This is a genomic window from Pseudomonas aeruginosa (assembly GCF_001457615.1).
GTDB lineage: Bacteria > Pseudomonadota > Gammaproteobacteria > Pseudomonadales > Pseudomonadaceae > Pseudomonas > Pseudomonas aeruginosa.
Map to the genome: position 1 here is coordinate 422,973 of NZ_LN831024.1, position 14,465 is coordinate 437,437.

The window sequence follows — 14,465 nt, forward strand, 5'->3', positions numbered from 1 at the left end:
TCTAAAGAGCGTCGCCCCCAGCGGCAAGCGCGCTGGCGCGCGCCGTGGGAGCGGGGTCAGGCGCGCTGCGAGCCGGGCAGGTTGACCACCTTGGCCTGGCGCTGCAGGGGCGAGGGGCGGCGCAACTGGCGGAGGATGTCGCCGGCTTCGCGCAACTGTTCCTGCAATTCCCCGGCGAACCCGGCGAAGGCCTGGCTGCGCTGGCGTACCTGCTGGGTCTCCTGGGCCAGGCCCTTGAGGCGGAGCATGTGGCTTTCGAGCAACTGTTTGTTTTCCAGGGTGTGCTGCATCAGCGGCATCAGCGCGTCGTTGGCCCAGCGCTCGGTTTCCTCGCGCAGGCGCTGGTGCAGGCCGACCACCTCCTGCACCAGGGTGGCGAAGAAGCGCCGGGTCAGCAGGCGTTGCTCGGTAAGCACGGTCTTCAGCTGCAGGCGGAACTGGTCGCCCTTCTTCTTCAGTTGCAACAGTTCGCGCTGGTAGCGCTGGACCCGTAGCTGCGGCGCGTCGAGGGCGTAGAGCGGGTTCTCCTCGTTGTGCCGGCGGTAGATGGCGGCGACCATGCGGTTGGCCATGCCGGCCTCGTGCTCGAGGTTGTCGAGGTCGTGCTCCACCGCGCGGAAGAACGCCAGGATCGCCTGGTTGATGCCGACCGTGGTCAGGCTGCCGTTGAGGTTGCGCCGCACCTTCTGCAGGTGCTGTTCCATGCGTTCGCTGCGGATCGTCTCGCGCAGCGTCGCGCCCTGGTGCTGCAGCAGGCGCTGGTTGGTCTTCAGGTTGAGCAGGCGGCGGTGGTGGCGGCCGTGGTCGTCCTTGGTCTTCGCGGTCAGTTCGAACAGCAGTTGGCCGCTGTCGCGCTGCTTGTCGTCGAGCAGCGCGCGCTGTTCCTCGACCTTCTCCAGGCGCAGGCGCAGCAGATGCTGGCTGTTGTGCAGCAGGCCAAGGACCTGGCCGAGCACGGAGTTCTCCAGCAGCGCTTCCTTCTGCGCGACGATGCGCTCGCAGAGCAGCGCTTCCAGCCGATCCAGGCGACTGCGTTCGAGCAGCGCCGGTTCGCCGCGGACCTTGGCCAGCAGCGCCTGCTTCGCCGACAGCGGCAGCACGTCGCCGCGCTGCAGGCCGAGCTGGCGGGCCGTGCCGTCCTGGATCAGGCGGATGGCGTTCTGTACGAAGCGCTCGCCGGAAAGGTCGTCCCAGAGCACGTCGATCTTGTTCAGCACGGCGAACAGGCTGCTGTGGCCGTCCTCGCGCAGTGGCTGGATGTACTTCTGCCAGATTTCCATGTCCGAGGCGGTGACACCAGCGTCGGCGGACAGCAGGAACAGGATCGCCTGGGCGTTGGGCAGCATCGACAGGGTCAGCTCCGGCTCGCTGCCGAGGGCGTTCAGGCCGGGTGTGTCGAGGATCCGCAGGCCCTGGCGCAGCAGCGGGTGGTCGAAGTTGACCAGGGCGTGGCGCCAGGCCGGGACGCGCACCTGGTCGGGCTCGTCGGCGGCTTCCAGGGCGTCCGGGTGGAAGCCGAGCTGGATCGCCTGTTCCACCGGCAGCGCCTTGGTCTTGGCGACCTGGGCGAAGGCCTGGGCCATGCCCTCCGGGTCGCCGGTGTCCAGCGGAATGTTCACCCAGTGGCGCGGCACGCGCTTGAACTGGGCGACGCTGGCGTCGGCCAGGCGCGTCTCGATCGGCAGCAGGCGGATGTAGCTGCGCTCGGCGCGCGGATCGTGGAACAGCTCGGTGGGGCACATGGTGGTGCGTCCGGCGTGGGACGGCAGCATGCGCTGGCCGTAGCCGGCGAAGAACAGGCTGTTGATCAGCTCGGTCTTGCCACGCGAGAACTCGCCGACGAAGGCCAGGGTGATGTGGTCCGCGCGCAGTTGGCGCAGGGCGCGTTCGAGCTTGGCCTCGACCGCCGGGCTGTTCAGCCGGCTGCGCTCCAGCCAGCCGCGATAGCGGGTGATTTCCCGCATCAGCTCGCGCTTCCAGGCGACGTAGGCGTCGATTTGATGGCTGAGTCTTTCCATGCTCATCCAGGGGCTCCAGGGCGCGGGACCGGCGGGGGAAGGATGGCGTGGATTATGCGGGGGAGCGGGGGAGCGTCAATTGGCCTGCTTCACATTCCTGCACGTAAGGTCGGTCAAGCGGGTCGAGCGGCGATCCCCAGTTCCTCCGGCAATCGGGTCGGACGGCGGATGCGCACCCGTTTCTGCCGGTTCAGCTCGCCGCTTTCGAGACTCACCAGGCTCTTGGCCACGCCGAAGGCCTTGCCGAGGAAGGCCAGCAGATGGGCGTTGGCCTTGCCCTCCACCGGCGGTGCGGTGAGGCGGATCTTCAGGCGCTCGCCGTGCAGCCCGGCGAACTCGTCGCGGCTCGCCTTGGGCTGCAGGTGGCAATCGAGGAGTAGGTCCTCGCCGTCCCAGCGGTAGAAGCTCAGAGGAAGATGCTCAACTGCTGGGGCATGCCGGTCATGGCCGCCAGGTTGTTGATCACCAGCATGTCGATCAGCTTCAGCGCGAGGAACGCGAAGATCGGCGAGAGATCCAGTCCGCCGAGGTTCGGCAGGAGCTTGCGGAACGGCATCAGCAGCGGTTCGCAGATCTGGTTCACCAGTTGCGCGCCGGGGTTGTAGCTGCCCGGGGCGACCCAGGAAAGGATCACGCTGATGATCAGGGCGAAGAAGAACACCTTCAGGAACAGCGAGGTGACGGCGATGATCGACCAGATCAGCAGTTGCATGATGAAGCCGCCGACGCCGTAGCCCATCAGCATCAGGATCAGGATCATCAGCACCAGCTGGATCAGGATCGCCAGCACCAGCGAGGCCAGGTCGATCCCGCCGAAGCCGGGGATGATCCGCCGCAGCGGGTTCAGCAGCGGCTTGGTGGCGCGCACGATGAACTGGCTGAGGGGGTTGTAGAAGTCCGCGCGGACCAACTGCAGGATGAAGCGCAGCAGCACGATCAGCAGGTAGAGGCTGCCGAGGGTCTGGAGGATATAGATAGCAGCGGTGTTGAGGCCGATCATCGACTACTCCTTATTGGCCAAGCTGTTCGGCCAGCTCGGCGGAGCGCTGGCTGGCGGCGTTCAGGGCCTGCTCCACCAGTGCTTCGAAGCCGTTGGCCTGGAAGGATTTGATCGCCGCCTCGGTGGTGCCGTTGGGCGAAGTCACCCGGCGCCGCAGCTCGGCCGGCTCGACCTCGCTGGACAGCGCCATCTGCGCCGCGCCGAGGGCGGTCTGCAGGGTCAGGCGCGAGGCTGTCTCGCGGGACAGGCCGAGCTTCTCGCCGGCGTCGGTCATGGCCTGCATCAGCAGGAAGAAATACGCCGGGCCGCTACCCGACACTGCGGTCACCGCGTCGATCTGCGCTTCGTCGTCCAGCCACAGGGCGATGCCTACCGCAGACAGCAACTGCCCGGCCTGCTCGCGTTGCGCGGCGCTGACCTGCGCGTTGGCGTACAGCCCGCTGGCGCCCTGGCGCAGCAGCGCCGGGGTGTTGGGCATGCAGCGGACCACCGGGCGCGGCTGGCCGAGCCAGGCTTCGAGGCTGGCGCAGGGGATGCCGGCGGCGATGGAGACGATCAGTTGCTCCGGCTTCAGCGCCGGCGCCAAGGCCTGGCACACGGCTTTCATGGCCTGCGGCTTGACCGACAGGACCACGACGTCGGCGTCGGCCACGGCCTCGGCGTTGGACTCGACCACGTCGATGGCGAACTCGCCGGCGATCTTCGCGCGTTGCTCGGCGCCCGGGTCGCTGGCGCGGATCTGCGCCGCCGGCACGCCTTGGGCGCGCAGGCCGCCGATCAGGCTGGCGGCCATGTTGCCGGCGCCGATGAACGCTATGCGGGGTGTGCTCATAGGGGATTCCTTCAAGAAGCCGGCGCGCCGTAGTCGCGGGCGCCGAACAGGGCGGTACCGATGCGGACCCAGGTCGCACCTTCGCCGATGGCTGCCTCGAGGTCGTCGCTCATGCCCATGGACAGGGTGTCCAGGCCAAGGTTCAGGTCCAGCAGCAGTTCGCGCAGGCGGGCGAACGCGGCGTGTTGCGCGGCGCGTTCGGCGGTGGGTTCGGGGATGGCCATCAGGCCACGCAATCGGAGGTTGGGCAGTTGCTTCACGGCCTCGGCCAGGGCCGGCAGGTCCTCGGGGGCGCAGCCGGACTTGCTGGCTTCGCCGCTGACGTTGACCTGCAGGCAGACATTCAGGGGCGGCAGCCCGGCCGGGCGTTGCTCCGACAGGCGCTGCGCGATCTTCAACCGGTCCACCGAGTGCACCCACTGGAAATGCTCGGCGATGGGCCGCGTCTTGTTCGACTGGATGGGGCCGATGAAGTGCCAGTTCAAGGGCAGGTCGGCCAGTTCGGCCTGCTTGCCGAGGGCCTCCTGCAGGTAGTTTTCGCCGAAGTCGCGAAGGCCGGCGGCGTGCGCCTCGCGCACCGCGGCGGCGGGCTTGGTCTTACTCACGGCGAGCAGGCCGACCGTGGCCGGATCGCGCCCCGCAGCTTGCGCTGCCTCACGGATGCGCGCGGCAACCTTTGCAATATTCTCTGCTATCGTGGACATTACCTGCGCCCTATGGAAGTGCGGTCGGCGTCGGCTCGACGCCCTCGAAACCGCCGGCCTCGATGGCCATCTTCCTGTTCCAGTGTCGAGGTTCCGCGTCTGGCGCAGGACACCACGCGTGTCCTGGAAGCACCCTGGCTCATCCGGTGTTTTCCTTGTCCGAGACGGCGGCTTTGGCGGCATTCTACCTGCTTGCTTGTAATTGGGGAGTCCCATGGATATTACCGAGCTGCTCGCCTTCAGTGCCAAACAGGGCGCTTCGGACCTGCACCTCTCCGCCGGCCTGCCACCCATGATCCGGGTGGATGGCGATGTACGCCGGATCAACCTGCCACCGCTGGAACACAAGCAGGTGCATGCGCTGATCTACGACATCATGAACGACAAGCAGCGCAAGGACTTCGAGGAATTCCTCGAGACCGACTTCTCCTTCGAGGTGCCGGGCGTCGCGCGTTTCCGGGTCAACGCCTTCAACCAGAACCGTGGCGCCGGCGCGGTATTCCGGACCATTCCCTCCAAGGTACTGACCATGGAGGAGCTTGGCATGGGAGAAGTGTTCAAACGTGTTTCAGACGTCCCGCGCGGGTTGGTACTGGTCACCGGGCCGACCGGTTCGGGCAAGTCCACCACCCTGGCGGCGATGCTCGATTACCTGAACAACACCAAGTACCACCACATCCTCACCATCGAGGACCCGATCGAATTCGTCCACGAATCGAAGAAGTGCCTGGTCAACCAGCGCGAGGTGCATCGCGACACCCTCGGCTTCAGCGAAGCGCTGCGCTCGGCGCTGCGGGAGGACCCGGACATCATCCTGGTCGGCGAGATGCGCGACCTGGAAACCATCCGCCTGGCCCTGACCGCGGCGGAGACCGGCCACCTGGTATTCGGCACCCTGCACACCACCTCGGCGGCGAAGACCATCGACCGGGTGGTCGACGTGTTCCCGGCCGAGGAAAAGGCCATGGTTCGCTCGATGCTCTCCGAGTCGCTGCAATCGGTGATCTCGCAGACCCTGATCAAGAAGATCGGCGGCGGCCGGGTGGCGGCCCACGAGATCATGATCGGCACCCCGGCGATCCGCAACCTGATCCGCGAGGACAAGGTCGCGCAGATGTATTCGGCGATCCAGACCGGCGGCTCGCTGGGCATGCAGACCCTCGACATGTGCCTCAAGGGCCTGGTCGCCAAGGGCCTGATCAGCCGCGAGAACGCCCGCGAGAAGGCGAAGATCCCGGAAAACTTCTGATCCTGGCGCCGATCCGCCGCGCTTCGCCCGAATCCCGGAACTGCGTCTAGGATTCAAGAGCGGGAGAGCGGTACCGTAGGCGCATTCCTACCTATCCTTGCCGGCGAGCGCGTCCAGCGCCCGCTCGCCCGCATCCGGCTCGCCGTCGCGGCGCGCCCCTGAGTGAGCGAGAACATCATGGAATTCGAAAAGCTGCTGCGCCTGATGGTGGAAAAGGGCGGCTCCGACCTGTTCATCACCGCCGGCGTACCGCCGTCGATGAAGGTCAACGGCCGGGTGATGCCGGTGACCAAGACGCCGCTGTCGCCGGAGCAGACCCGCGAGACCGTGCTAGGCGTGATGAACGAGCAGCAGCGCCGCGATTTCGCCGAGAACCATGAGTGCAACTTCGCCATCAGCGCCCGCGGCATCGGCCGCTTCCGGGTCAGTGCCTTCTACCAGCGCAACCTGGTGGGCATGGTATTGCGCCGGATCGAGACCAACATCCCGACCCTGGAAGAGCTGAAGCTCCCGGAAATCCTCAAGAAGCTGGCGCTGACCAAGCGCGGCCTGGTGATCTTCGTCGGCGCCACCGGCACCGGCAAGTCCACCTCGCTGGCGGCGATGATCGGCTACCGCAACAAGAACTCCACCGGGCACATCATCTCCATCGAGGACCCGATCGAGTACATCCACCAGCACCAGGGCTGCATCGTCACCCAGCGCGAGGTGGGGCTGGACACCGACTCCTTCGAGGTGGCGCTGAAGAACACCCTGCGCCAGGCGCCGGACGTGATCATGATCGGCGAGGTGCGCTCGCGGGAGACCATGGACCACGCCGTGGCCTTCGCCGAGACCGGCCACCTGTGCCTGGCGACCCTGCACGCGAACAACGCCAACCAGGCGCTGGAGCGGATCATCCACTTCTTCCCGGCCGACCGTCATGGCCAGGTGTGGATGGACCTGTCGCTGAACCTCAAGGCCATCGTCGCCCAGCAACTGGTGCCGACCCCCGACGGCAAGGGGCGGCGGGCGGTGATCGAGGTGCTGCTGAACACCCCGCTGGCCGCCGACCTGATCCGCAAGGGCGAGGTGCACGAGCTGAAGCCGCTGATGAAGCGCTCCACCGAGCAGGGCATGCAGACCTTCGACCAGGCGCTGTACCAGCTCTACACCCAGGGCGAGATCACCTACGAGGACGCCCTGGCCCACGCCGACTCGGCCAACGACCTGCGTCTGATGATCAAGCTCGGTTCGGAAAGCGACGCCGACCACCTGTCGAGCCTGACCCAGGGCCTGAGCCTGGAAATCACCGACGACGACCCTGCCGGCCGGCGCTTCCGCTGAACCGTCTTCAGTAGGCCAGCGGCTCCTCGGCCTGGGCGCAGGCCGAGGTTTCCAGTTGCAGGGTGCTGTGTTCGATCTCGTAGCGGTCGTGCAGCAGCGCCTTCACCGTTCCCAGCAGCGCCTCGGCATCGACCAGGGCCGGGTCGTACACCAGATGGCTGGTCAGGCTGATCTTGCCGCTGGTGATCGACCACACATGCAGGTCGTGCAGCCCGGTCACGCCGGGAATCCCCAGCAGCGCTTCGCGCAGCTCGGCCAACTGGATTTCCTTCGGCACCCCTTCGAGCAACACATGCAGGCTCTCGCGCAGCAGGATCCAGGTGCGCGGCAGGACCCAGAAACCGATCAGCACCGCCACCAGCGAGTCGACCCAGGCCCAGCCGGTGAAACGGATCACGATCGCGGCGACGATCACCCCCAGCGAGCCGAGCATGTCGCTCCAGACCTCCAGGTAGGCGCCCTTGACGTTCAGGCTGTTGCCCTGGGCCGGCGCCAGCAGGCGCATGCTGGCCAGGTTCACCAGCAGGCCGAGCACGGCGATCACCAGCATGCCCACGGACTGGATCTCCGCCGGCTGGTTGAGCCGCTCGTAGGCCGCGTAGAGGATATAGAAGGCCACGCCGAACAGGAGGAAGGCGTTGAACGCCGCGGCGAGGATCTCGAAGCGGTGGTAGCCGTAGGTCAGGCGATCGTTGGTCGGGCGCCTGGCGATGTTGATCGCGGCCAGGGCGATGGCCAGGGCCACGGCGTCGGTGAGCATGTGCGCGGCATCGGAGATCAGCGCCAGGCTGCCGGTGAGGATGCCGCCGACGACCTCGGCGACGAGGAAGCTTCCGGTCAGCAGCAACGCCCATTTCAGGCGGGTCGAGTTGGTCTGGGCGAAGCTGTGCTCGTGTCCGGCGCTCATGGCGGCTCCTGTGGGGCGGTGGCGGCAGCACCAGCCTACAGGATAGGCAATTGCAAAACTGTCATGCGCCGGGCCGCTCTGGCGCGGCGTCCGCCGCTCCGCTAACCTGCGGCTCAAGCGCGGCCGCAGCCGCGCACGGAACGAGGGGGGACGCATGACTCAACAGCACGACACCCATAGCAAGGCCATCGGCTACCTGCTGTGGATCTTCGGTTTCACCGGTTCGCACCGCTTCTATTACGGCAAGCCGATCACCGGGACGATCTGGTTCTTCACCTTCGGCCTGTTCTTCATCGGCTGGATCATCGACCTGTTCCTCATCCCGTCGATGGACCGCGAGGCCGACCGGCGCTTCCAAGGCGGCAACCTGGACTACAACGTGGCCTGGATCCTGCTGACCTTCCTCGGCGTGCTCGGCGTGCACAGGATGTACATGGGCAAGTGGATCACCGGGATCATCTACCTGTTCACCGGCGGCCTGTTCTTCCTCGGCGTGCTCTACGACTTCTGGACCCTCAACGGACAGGTGTCCGAGCGCAACGGGCCGCAGCGCATCTGAGGCTCGTCGCCAGGTGCGAGAAGCCCGCCATCCGGCGGGCTTTTTCATGGGTGGCGCCACGGTCGGCAGGGAATTCCTCCGGCGGGACTTAAGGAACCAAAGGTTCTAACGTTCTACCTGTAGGTTATTGGCGCCCGCGCGCGCCAGCCCCTATGGTCTGCAAGCCCCAGAACGGATAGGTGCAATGGCTCACGAGGCCGCGCACCGTATCGCTCCGTGCGGAAACACCGAAAGGAGAAAAGATGACTTCCGACTCACGTCCCGCCGTGCTCGACCTGATCGGCAACACCCCGCTGGTTCGCGTGACGCGCTTCGATACCGGCCCCTGCACCCTGTACCTCAAGCTCGAATCGCAGAACCCCGGCGGCTCCATCAAGGATCGCATCGGTGTCGCCATGATCGAGGCCGCCGAGCGTGACGGCCGCCTGCGGCCCGGTGGCACCATCGTCGAGGCCACCGCCGGCAACACCGGTCTCGGCCTGGCCCTGGTCGGCCGCGCGAAGGGCTACCGGGTGGTGCTGGTGGTGCCGGACAAGATGTCCACCGAGAAGGTCCTGCACCTGCGCGCCATGGGCGCCGAGGTGCACATCACCCGCTCGGACGTCGGCAAGGGCCATCCGGAGTACTACCAGGACGTTGCCGCGCGCCTGGCGCAAGACATTCCCGGCGCTTTCTTCGCCGACCAGTTCAACAACCCGGCCAACCCGCTGGCCCACGAGTGCGGCACCGGCCCGGAGCTCTGGGCGCAGACCGGCCACGATCTCGACGCCATCGTCGTCGGCGTCGGCTCCTCCGGTACCCTGACCGGCCTTACCCGGTTCTTCCAGAAGGTCCAGCCGGAGCTGGAGATGGTGCTCGCCGACCCCGAGGGCTCGATCATGGCCGAGTACTCCCGCTCCGGCACCCTGGGTACGCCGGGTTCCTGGGCGGTGGAGGGCATCGGCGAGGACTTCGTACCGGCCATCGCCGACCTCTCCAGCGTGCGCCATGCCTATTCCATCAGCGACGAGGAAAGCTTCGCCATGGCCCGCGAACTGTTGCGCGTCGAGGGCATTCCCGGCGGCTCCTCCACCGGCACCCTGCTGGCCGCGGCGCTGCGCTTCTGCCGCGAGCAGAAGGAGCCGAAGCGGGTGGTCAGCTTCGTCTGCGACACCGGCACCCGCTACCTGTCGAAGATCTACAACGACCAGTGGATGACCGACCAGGGCCTGCTGCAACGCAAGCACTACGGCGACCTGCGCGACATCATCGCGCGGCGCTTCGAGGAGGGCCGGGTGATCAGCGTCGGTCCGGACGACACCCTGCTCACCGCCTTCCAGCGCATGCGCCTGGCCGACGTTTCGCAATTGCCGGTGCTGGACGATGGAAAACTGGTCGGTGTGATCGACGAGTCGGATATCCTGCTCGGCGTCCACGCCGACGCGCCACGCTTCCGCGATGCGGTAAGCAGCGCGATGAACGCCGCGCCGGAAACCCTCGCGCCCGGCGCCAGCCTGGCCCAGTTGCAGGCGGTCCTGGACCGCGGCCTGGTGGCGATCGTTGCCGATGCCAGCGGCTTCCACGGCCTGATCACCCGTTTCGACCTGTTGAACCATTTGCGGAGAAAGCTCACATGAGCCAGCACGACCAGCATCCCGACGCCCCGGCCCAGGCCTTCGCGACCCGGGTCATCCACGCCGGGCAGGCCCCCGATCCCTCGACCGGCGCGATCATGCCGCCGATCTATGCCAACTCCACCTATATCCAGGAAAGCCCCGGGGTACACAAGGGGCTCGACTACGGCCGCTCGCACAACCCGACCCGCTGGGCCCTGGAGCGCTGCGTGGCCGACCTCGAGGGCGGCAACCAGGCCTTCGCCTTCGCCTCCGGCCTGGCGGCGATCTCCTCGGTGCTGGAGCTGCTCGACGCCGGTTCCCACATCGTTTCCGGCAATGACCTCTACGGCGGTACCTTCCGCCTGTTCGAGCGGGTCCGCCGGCGCAGCGCCGGGCATCGCTTCAGCTTCGTCGACCCGACCGACCTGCAGGCCTTCGAGGCCGCGCTGACCCCGGAAACCCGCATGGTCTGGGTGGAAACCCCGAGCAACCCGCTGCTGCGCCTCACCGACCTGCGCGCCATCGCCCAGCTCTGCCGCGCCCGCGGCATCATCAGCGTGGCCGACAACACCTTCGCCAGCCCCTACATCCAGCGCCCCCTGGAACTGGGCTTCGACGTGGTGGTGCACTCCACCACCAAGTACCTGAACGGCCATTCCGACGTGATCGGCGGCATCGCCATCGTCGGCGACAACCCGGACCTGCGCGAGCGCCTGGGCTTCCTGCAGAACTCGGTGGGCGCCATCTCCGGGCCGTTCGACGCCTTCCTCACCCTGCGTGGGGTGAAGACCCTGGCGCTGCGCATGGAGCGCCATTGCAGCAACGCCCTGGCCCTGGCCCAGTGGCTGGAGCGCCAGCCGCAGGTGGCGCGGGTCTACTACCCCGGCCTGGCTTCGCACCCGCAGCATGAGCTGGCGAAACGGCAGATGCGTGGCTTCGGCGGGATGATCTCCCTCGACCTGCGCTGCGACCTGGCCGGCGCCCGGCGCTTCCTGGAGAACGTGCGGATCTTCTCCCTGGCGGAGAGCCTGGGCGGGGTGGAAAGCCTGATCGAGCATCCGGCGATCATGACCCACGCCAGCATCCCGGCGGAAACCCGCGCCGACCTGGGCATCGGTGACTCGCTGATCCGCCTGTCGGTGGGCGTCGAGGCGCTGGAGGACCTGCAGGCCGACCTGGCGCAGGCACTGGCGAAGATCTGAGGCTCCGCAGGGAGCGGCGCCGACCGGCGCGGCTGCCGGCCATCGGGTGTTCCCGGCGAGCATGCCTCGGCGGATAACGCTCCGCGTTATTCGCCCTGCCGTTGAGGCGGGTTGGTGGCAGAGGTTGGGATAGGGCGCCCACCCCGGCAACGGATACGCCCCCGGAATCGCGAACGCGAAGATGAAAAAGCCCGCCGGATGGCGGGCTTTTTCGTGGTGGCAGGGATCAACCCTCGTGGGTCAGGTGTCCGTCCACCAGGGTGTAACGCACTCGTCCCGGCAGGCAGTGACCGACGAACGGGCTGTTCTGCCCCTTCGAGTACCAGCTCTCACCGGCCAGGGTCGAACCCTGCGGGTCGAACAGCACCAGGTCGGCGGCCTGGCCGACCGCCAGGCGCCCGGCAGGCAGGCGTAGTGCCTGGGCCGGGCCGTGGGAGAGGCGGGCGAGCAGGGTCGGCAGGTCGAGCAGGCCGTCCTGCACCAGCGTCATCGCCAGCGGCAGCAGCAGCTCGGCGCCGCTGATGCCCGGCTCGGTGGCGGCGAACGGCGCGTTCTTGGCGTCCGCCTCGTGGGGTTGGTGGTGGCTGGCGATGGCTTGTACCACGCCGTTCTTCACCGCCTCGCGCAGGGCTTCGCGGTCGGCCCTGGTGCGCAGCGGCGGTTGCACGTGGTAGAGGCTGGAGAAGCCCACCAGCGCTTCGTCGGTGAGGATCAACTGGTACAGCGCCACGTCGCAGGTCACCGGCAGGCCACGGGCCTGGGCCTGGGCGACGAGTTCGATGCCGCGGGCGCTGGTCAACTGGCTGAAGTGCGCGCGCACGCCGCTCTGTTCCACCAGCAGCAGGTTGCGGGCCAGGGCCACGGTCTCGGCGGTTTCCGGGATCCCCGCGAGGCCGAGAAAGCTGGCGGTCGGGCCTTCGTGGGCGAGGCCGCCTTCGGCGAGATCGGTGTCCTGCGAGGTGAAGATCACCGTCAGGTCGAAGGTCGCCGCGTACTCCAGGGCGCGCCGCAGGATGCGGTTGCTGGCGAAGCCATGCAGGCCATTGGTGAAGGCCACGCAACCGGTGTCGCGCAGGGCCACCAGTTCCGACAGTTGCTCGCCGCCGAAGCCGCGGGTCAGCGCGCCGATGGGGTAGACCTTGGCGTTGCCGGCCTCGCGGGCGCGGTCGAGGATCAGCTCGGCCACCGCCGGGGTGTCCAGCACCGGCCGGGTGTAGGGCGGGCAGCACAGGCTGGTGGTGCCGCCGGCCGCGGCGGCGCGGGTCTCGCTTTCGACGTTGCCCTTGCGTCCGTAGCCCGGCTCGCGCAGGGCGACGCTGAGGTCGACCAGTCCCGGCGCGGCCACCAGGCCGGCGCCGTCGAGGGTCTTCTGGGCGCTGAAGCCGGCCGGCGCGGCGCCGATGGCGACGATCTTGCCAGCCTCGATATGGAGGTCGCCGACCTGGTCCAGGCCACTGGCCGGGTCGATGACGCGGGCGCCTCGGATACTGATGGTCATTCGGCGTCCTCCTGTTCCAGCTGGCGTTGGGTGTTCTGGCCGCTCATGGCCATGGACAGCACCGCCATGCGGATGGCGATGCCGTAGGTGACCTGGTTGAGGATCACCGACTGGGCCCCGTCGGCCACCGCCGACTCGATCTCCACGCCACGGTTGATCGGGCCAGGGTGCATGACGATGGCATCCGGCTTGGCCAGCTTCAGGCGCTTCTCGGTCAGGCCGTAGAGCTTGAAGAACTCGCCCTCGCTGGGTAGCAGGCCACCCTGCATCCGCTCGCGTTGCAGGCGCAGCATGATCACCACGTCGACGTCCTTCAGGCCTTCGTCGGCGTTGGTGAACACGCGCACGCCGTACTGCTCTTCCAGGCCGATCGGCAAGAGGGTGCGCGGGGCGATCACGCGGATGTCCGGGCAACCCAGGGTCTTGAGCGCCAGCATGTTCGAACGGGCTACTCGCGAATGCAGGATATCGCCGACGATCGCCACCGATAGCTGCTCGAAGTTCCCTTTGTGCCGGCGGATGGTCAGCATGTCGAGCATCCCCTGGGTGGGGTGCGCGTGGCGTCCGTCGCCGCCGTTGATCACCGCCACGTTGGGGCTGACGTGCTCGGCGATGAAGTGCGCCGCGCCCGAGTCGCTGTGGCGCACCACGAACATGTCGGCGGCCATCGCCTCCAGGTTGCGCAGGGTGTCGGTGAGCGTCTCGCCCTTGCTGGTGGAAGAGGTGGATACGTTCAGGCTGATCACGTCGGCCGACAGCCGCTGGGCGGCCAGCTCGAAGGTGGTGCGGGTGCGCGTGGAGTTCTCGAAGAACACGTTGCAGACGGTCTTGCCGCGCAGCAGCGGGACCTTTTTCACCGCGCGGGCGCCTACCTCCAGGAAGGAATCGGCGGTATCGAGGATTTCGGTGAGCAGCTCGCGGGGCAATCCGTCGAGCGAGATGAAGTGGCGCAGCTGGCCCTGGTCGTTGAGCTGCAGCGGGCGCTTGGCGTCTGTCGGCATGGGGCAGGCCCTAGTGAAGAGGATCAGGAAGCGGAGGAAAGGACCTTGCGCTCGAGGGCGAGCGGTGCGGGACCGACCAATTTTACCCGTTCATCGCGACCCAGGGACAGGGTCTGGCCGACCACGTCGGGGCGGATAGGCAACTCCCGGGCGTTCAGGTCGAGCAGGCAGACCAGGGTCACGCTGGCCGGACGGCCGTAGTCGAACAGTTCGTTGAGTGCGGCGCGGATGGTACGGCCGCTCATCAGCACGTCGTCCACCAGGACCAGGTGCTGGCCGTCGATCTCGAACGGCAGCGCCGACGGGCGGACCTGCGGATGCAGGCCGTTCTGGGTGAAGTCGTCGCGGTAGAAGGAGACGTCGAGGGTGCCCAGCGGCTCTTGGTTGCCCAGTTCCCTCAGCAGCGCCTCGGCGACCCAGATGCCGCCGGTATGGATGCCGACGAAGCGCGGCCGCTCGATGCCGCGCTCGGCGAGATGGGCGCGCAGGTCGCTGGCCATGCGCGGCAGGAGTTCGGCGGGATTGGGTAGGCTCATGGTGGCTCCTCGCTGACATCGATGGGATGGCCGCCGGG

At 67.4% G+C, this 14,465-nt stretch carries 14 protein-coding genes; 5 read left to right on the forward strand and 9 right to left on the reverse strand.

The features are described 5' to 3' along the window. Positions 1–56: 56 nt before the first annotated feature. From AT700_RS01940 to AT700_RS01960, 5 genes are all read right to left on the reverse strand, one after another. Complete coding sequence (locus AT700_RS01940; protein ID WP_003459259.1) at positions 57–2,024, reverse strand: dynamin-like GTPase family protein; 1,968 nt, start codon at positions 2,022–2,024, stop codon at positions 57–59. Positions 2,025–2,131: 107 nt separating this feature from the next. Next, positions 2,132–2,428 (reverse strand): DUF167 domain-containing protein, encoded by a 297-nt coding sequence (locus AT700_RS01945; protein ID WP_031628111.1) that lies wholly within the window; start codon positions 2,426–2,428, stop codon positions 2,132–2,134. Then, positions 2,425–3,018: a YggT family protein gene (locus AT700_RS01950; protein ID WP_003084544.1), complete on the reverse strand. Its 594-nt coding sequence runs from the start codon at positions 3,016–3,018 to the stop codon at positions 2,425–2,427. The genes AT700_RS01945 and AT700_RS01950 overlap by 4 nt, the downstream gene beginning before the upstream one ends. A 10-nt stretch (positions 3,019–3,028) precedes the next feature. Next, positions 3,029–3,850 (reverse strand): pyrroline-5-carboxylate reductase, encoded by an 822-nt coding sequence (gene proC / locus AT700_RS01955; RefSeq protein ID WP_003084546.1) that lies wholly within the window; start codon positions 3,848–3,850, stop codon positions 3,029–3,031. A gap of 11 nt (positions 3,851–3,861) precedes the next feature. Continuing rightward, positions 3,862–4,554, reverse strand: coding sequence for a YggS family pyridoxal phosphate-dependent enzyme (locus AT700_RS01960; protein WP_003084549.1), 693 nt, complete (start codon positions 4,552–4,554; stop codon positions 3,862–3,864). A 214-nt stretch (positions 4,555–4,768) separates the two neighbouring features. Here AT700_RS01960 and pilT point away from each other — a divergent pair, with 214 nt between their 5' ends. Both pilT and pilU read left to right on the forward strand, forming a co-directional pair. Further along, a complete protein-coding gene (gene pilT / locus AT700_RS01965; RefSeq protein WP_003084552.1) occupies positions 4,769–5,803 on the forward strand; it encodes a type IV pilus twitching motility protein PilT in 1,035 nt (344 codons plus the stop codon). 177 nt (positions 5,804–5,980) lie between these two features. Beyond that, positions 5,981–7,129, forward strand: coding sequence for a type IV pilus ATPase PilU (gene pilU, locus AT700_RS01970; RefSeq protein ID WP_003100959.1), 1,149 nt, complete (start codon positions 5,981–5,983; stop codon positions 7,127–7,129). A gap of 7 nt (positions 7,130–7,136) precedes the next feature. Here pilU and czcD read toward each other — a convergent pair whose 3' ends face one another. Beyond that, the gene (gene czcD / locus AT700_RS01975) at positions 7,137–8,036 is read right to left on the reverse strand and encodes a CDF family zinc transporter CzcD (protein ID WP_003100957.1); all 900 of its coding nucleotides are present in this window, start codon (positions 8,034–8,036) and stop codon (positions 7,137–7,139) included. Positions 8,037–8,190: 154 nt separating this feature from the next. Between czcD and AT700_RS01980 the strand changes: the two genes are divergently transcribed. From AT700_RS01980 to AT700_RS01990, 3 genes are all read left to right on the forward strand, one after another. Further along, the gene (locus tag AT700_RS01980; RefSeq protein WP_003084560.1) at positions 8,191–8,595 is read left to right on the forward strand and encodes an NINE protein; all 405 of its coding nucleotides are present in this window, start codon (positions 8,191–8,193) and stop codon (positions 8,593–8,595) included. Positions 8,596–8,837: 242 nt separating this feature from the next. Continuing rightward, positions 8,838–10,211: a pyridoxal-phosphate dependent enzyme gene (locus tag AT700_RS01985; protein WP_015502220.1), complete on the forward strand. Its 1,374-nt coding sequence runs from the start codon at positions 8,838–8,840 to the stop codon at positions 10,209–10,211. Beyond that, on the forward strand, positions 10,208–11,392 hold the full coding sequence (locus AT700_RS01990) for a cystathionine gamma-synthase (RefSeq protein WP_023086800.1): 1,185 nt from the start codon (positions 10,208–10,210) through the stop codon (positions 11,390–11,392). Before AT700_RS01985 ends, AT700_RS01990 begins: the two co-directional genes overlap by 4 nt. Positions 11,393–11,618: 226 nt before the next feature. Here the strand turns inward: AT700_RS01990 and AT700_RS01995 are convergent, their stop codons facing one another. The 3 genes from AT700_RS01995 to pyrR are packed head-to-tail and all read right to left on the reverse strand — an operon-like array spanning position 11,619 to position 14,427. Then, entirely contained in the window at positions 11,619–12,890 is a 1,272-nt protein-coding gene (locus tag AT700_RS01995) for a dihydroorotase (RefSeq protein WP_003128956.1), read from the reverse strand. Continuing rightward, positions 12,887–13,891 (reverse strand): aspartate carbamoyltransferase catalytic subunit, encoded by a 1,005-nt coding sequence (locus tag AT700_RS02000; RefSeq protein ID WP_003084569.1) that lies wholly within the window; start codon positions 13,889–13,891, stop codon positions 12,887–12,889. Before AT700_RS02000 ends, AT700_RS01995 begins: the two co-directional genes overlap by 4 nt. Positions 13,892–13,914: 23 nt before the next feature. Further along, positions 13,915–14,427 carry a bifunctional pyr operon transcriptional regulator/uracil phosphoribosyltransferase PyrR gene (gene pyrR / locus AT700_RS02005; RefSeq protein WP_003084574.1) on the reverse strand — a complete coding sequence of 171 codons (513 nt, stop codon included), beginning with the start codon at positions 14,425–14,427 and terminating at the stop codon, positions 13,915–13,917. Between the last annotated feature and the right edge of the window lie 38 nt (positions 14,428–14,465).

Coding starts and splice junctions, on each gene's coding strand:
- AT700_RS01940 (WP_003459259.1), bottom strand. CDS start 2,024: ATGAGCATGGAAAGACTCAGCCATCAAATCGACGCCTACGTCGCCTGG.
- AT700_RS01950 (WP_003084544.1), bottom strand. CDS start 3,018: ATGATCGGCCTCAACACCGCTGCTATCTATATCCTCCAGACCCTCGGC.
- proC (WP_003084546.1), bottom strand. CDS start 3,850: ATGAGCACACCCCGCATAGCGTTCATCGGCGCCGGCAACATGGCCGCC.
- AT700_RS01960 (WP_003084549.1), bottom strand. CDS start 4,554: ATGTCCACGATAGCAGAGAATATTGCAAAGGTTGCCGCGCGCATCCGT.
- pilT (WP_003084552.1), top strand. CDS start 4,769: ATGGATATTACCGAGCTGCTCGCCTTCAGTGCCAAACAGGGCGCTTCG.
- pilU (WP_003100959.1), top strand. CDS start 5,981: ATGGAATTCGAAAAGCTGCTGCGCCTGATGGTGGAAAAGGGCGGCTCC.
- czcD (WP_003100957.1), bottom strand. CDS start 8,036: ATGAGCGCCGGACACGAGCACAGCTTCGCCCAGACCAACTCGACCCGC.
- AT700_RS01980 (WP_003084560.1), top strand. CDS start 8,191: ATGACTCAACAGCACGACACCCATAGCAAGGCCATCGGCTACCTGCTG.
- AT700_RS01985 (WP_015502220.1), top strand. CDS start 8,838: ATGACTTCCGACTCACGTCCCGCCGTGCTCGACCTGATCGGCAACACC.
- AT700_RS01990 (WP_023086800.1), top strand. CDS start 10,208: ATGAGCCAGCACGACCAGCATCCCGACGCCCCGGCCCAGGCCTTCGCG.
- AT700_RS01995 (WP_003128956.1), bottom strand. CDS start 12,890: ATGACCATCAGTATCCGAGGCGCCCGCGTCATCGACCCGGCCAGTGGC.
- AT700_RS02000 (WP_003084569.1), bottom strand. CDS start 13,891: ATGCCGACAGACGCCAAGCGCCCGCTGCAGCTCAACGACCAGGGCCAG.
- pyrR (WP_003084574.1), bottom strand. CDS start 14,427: ATGAGCCTACCCAATCCCGCCGAACTCCTGCCGCGCATGGCCAGCGAC.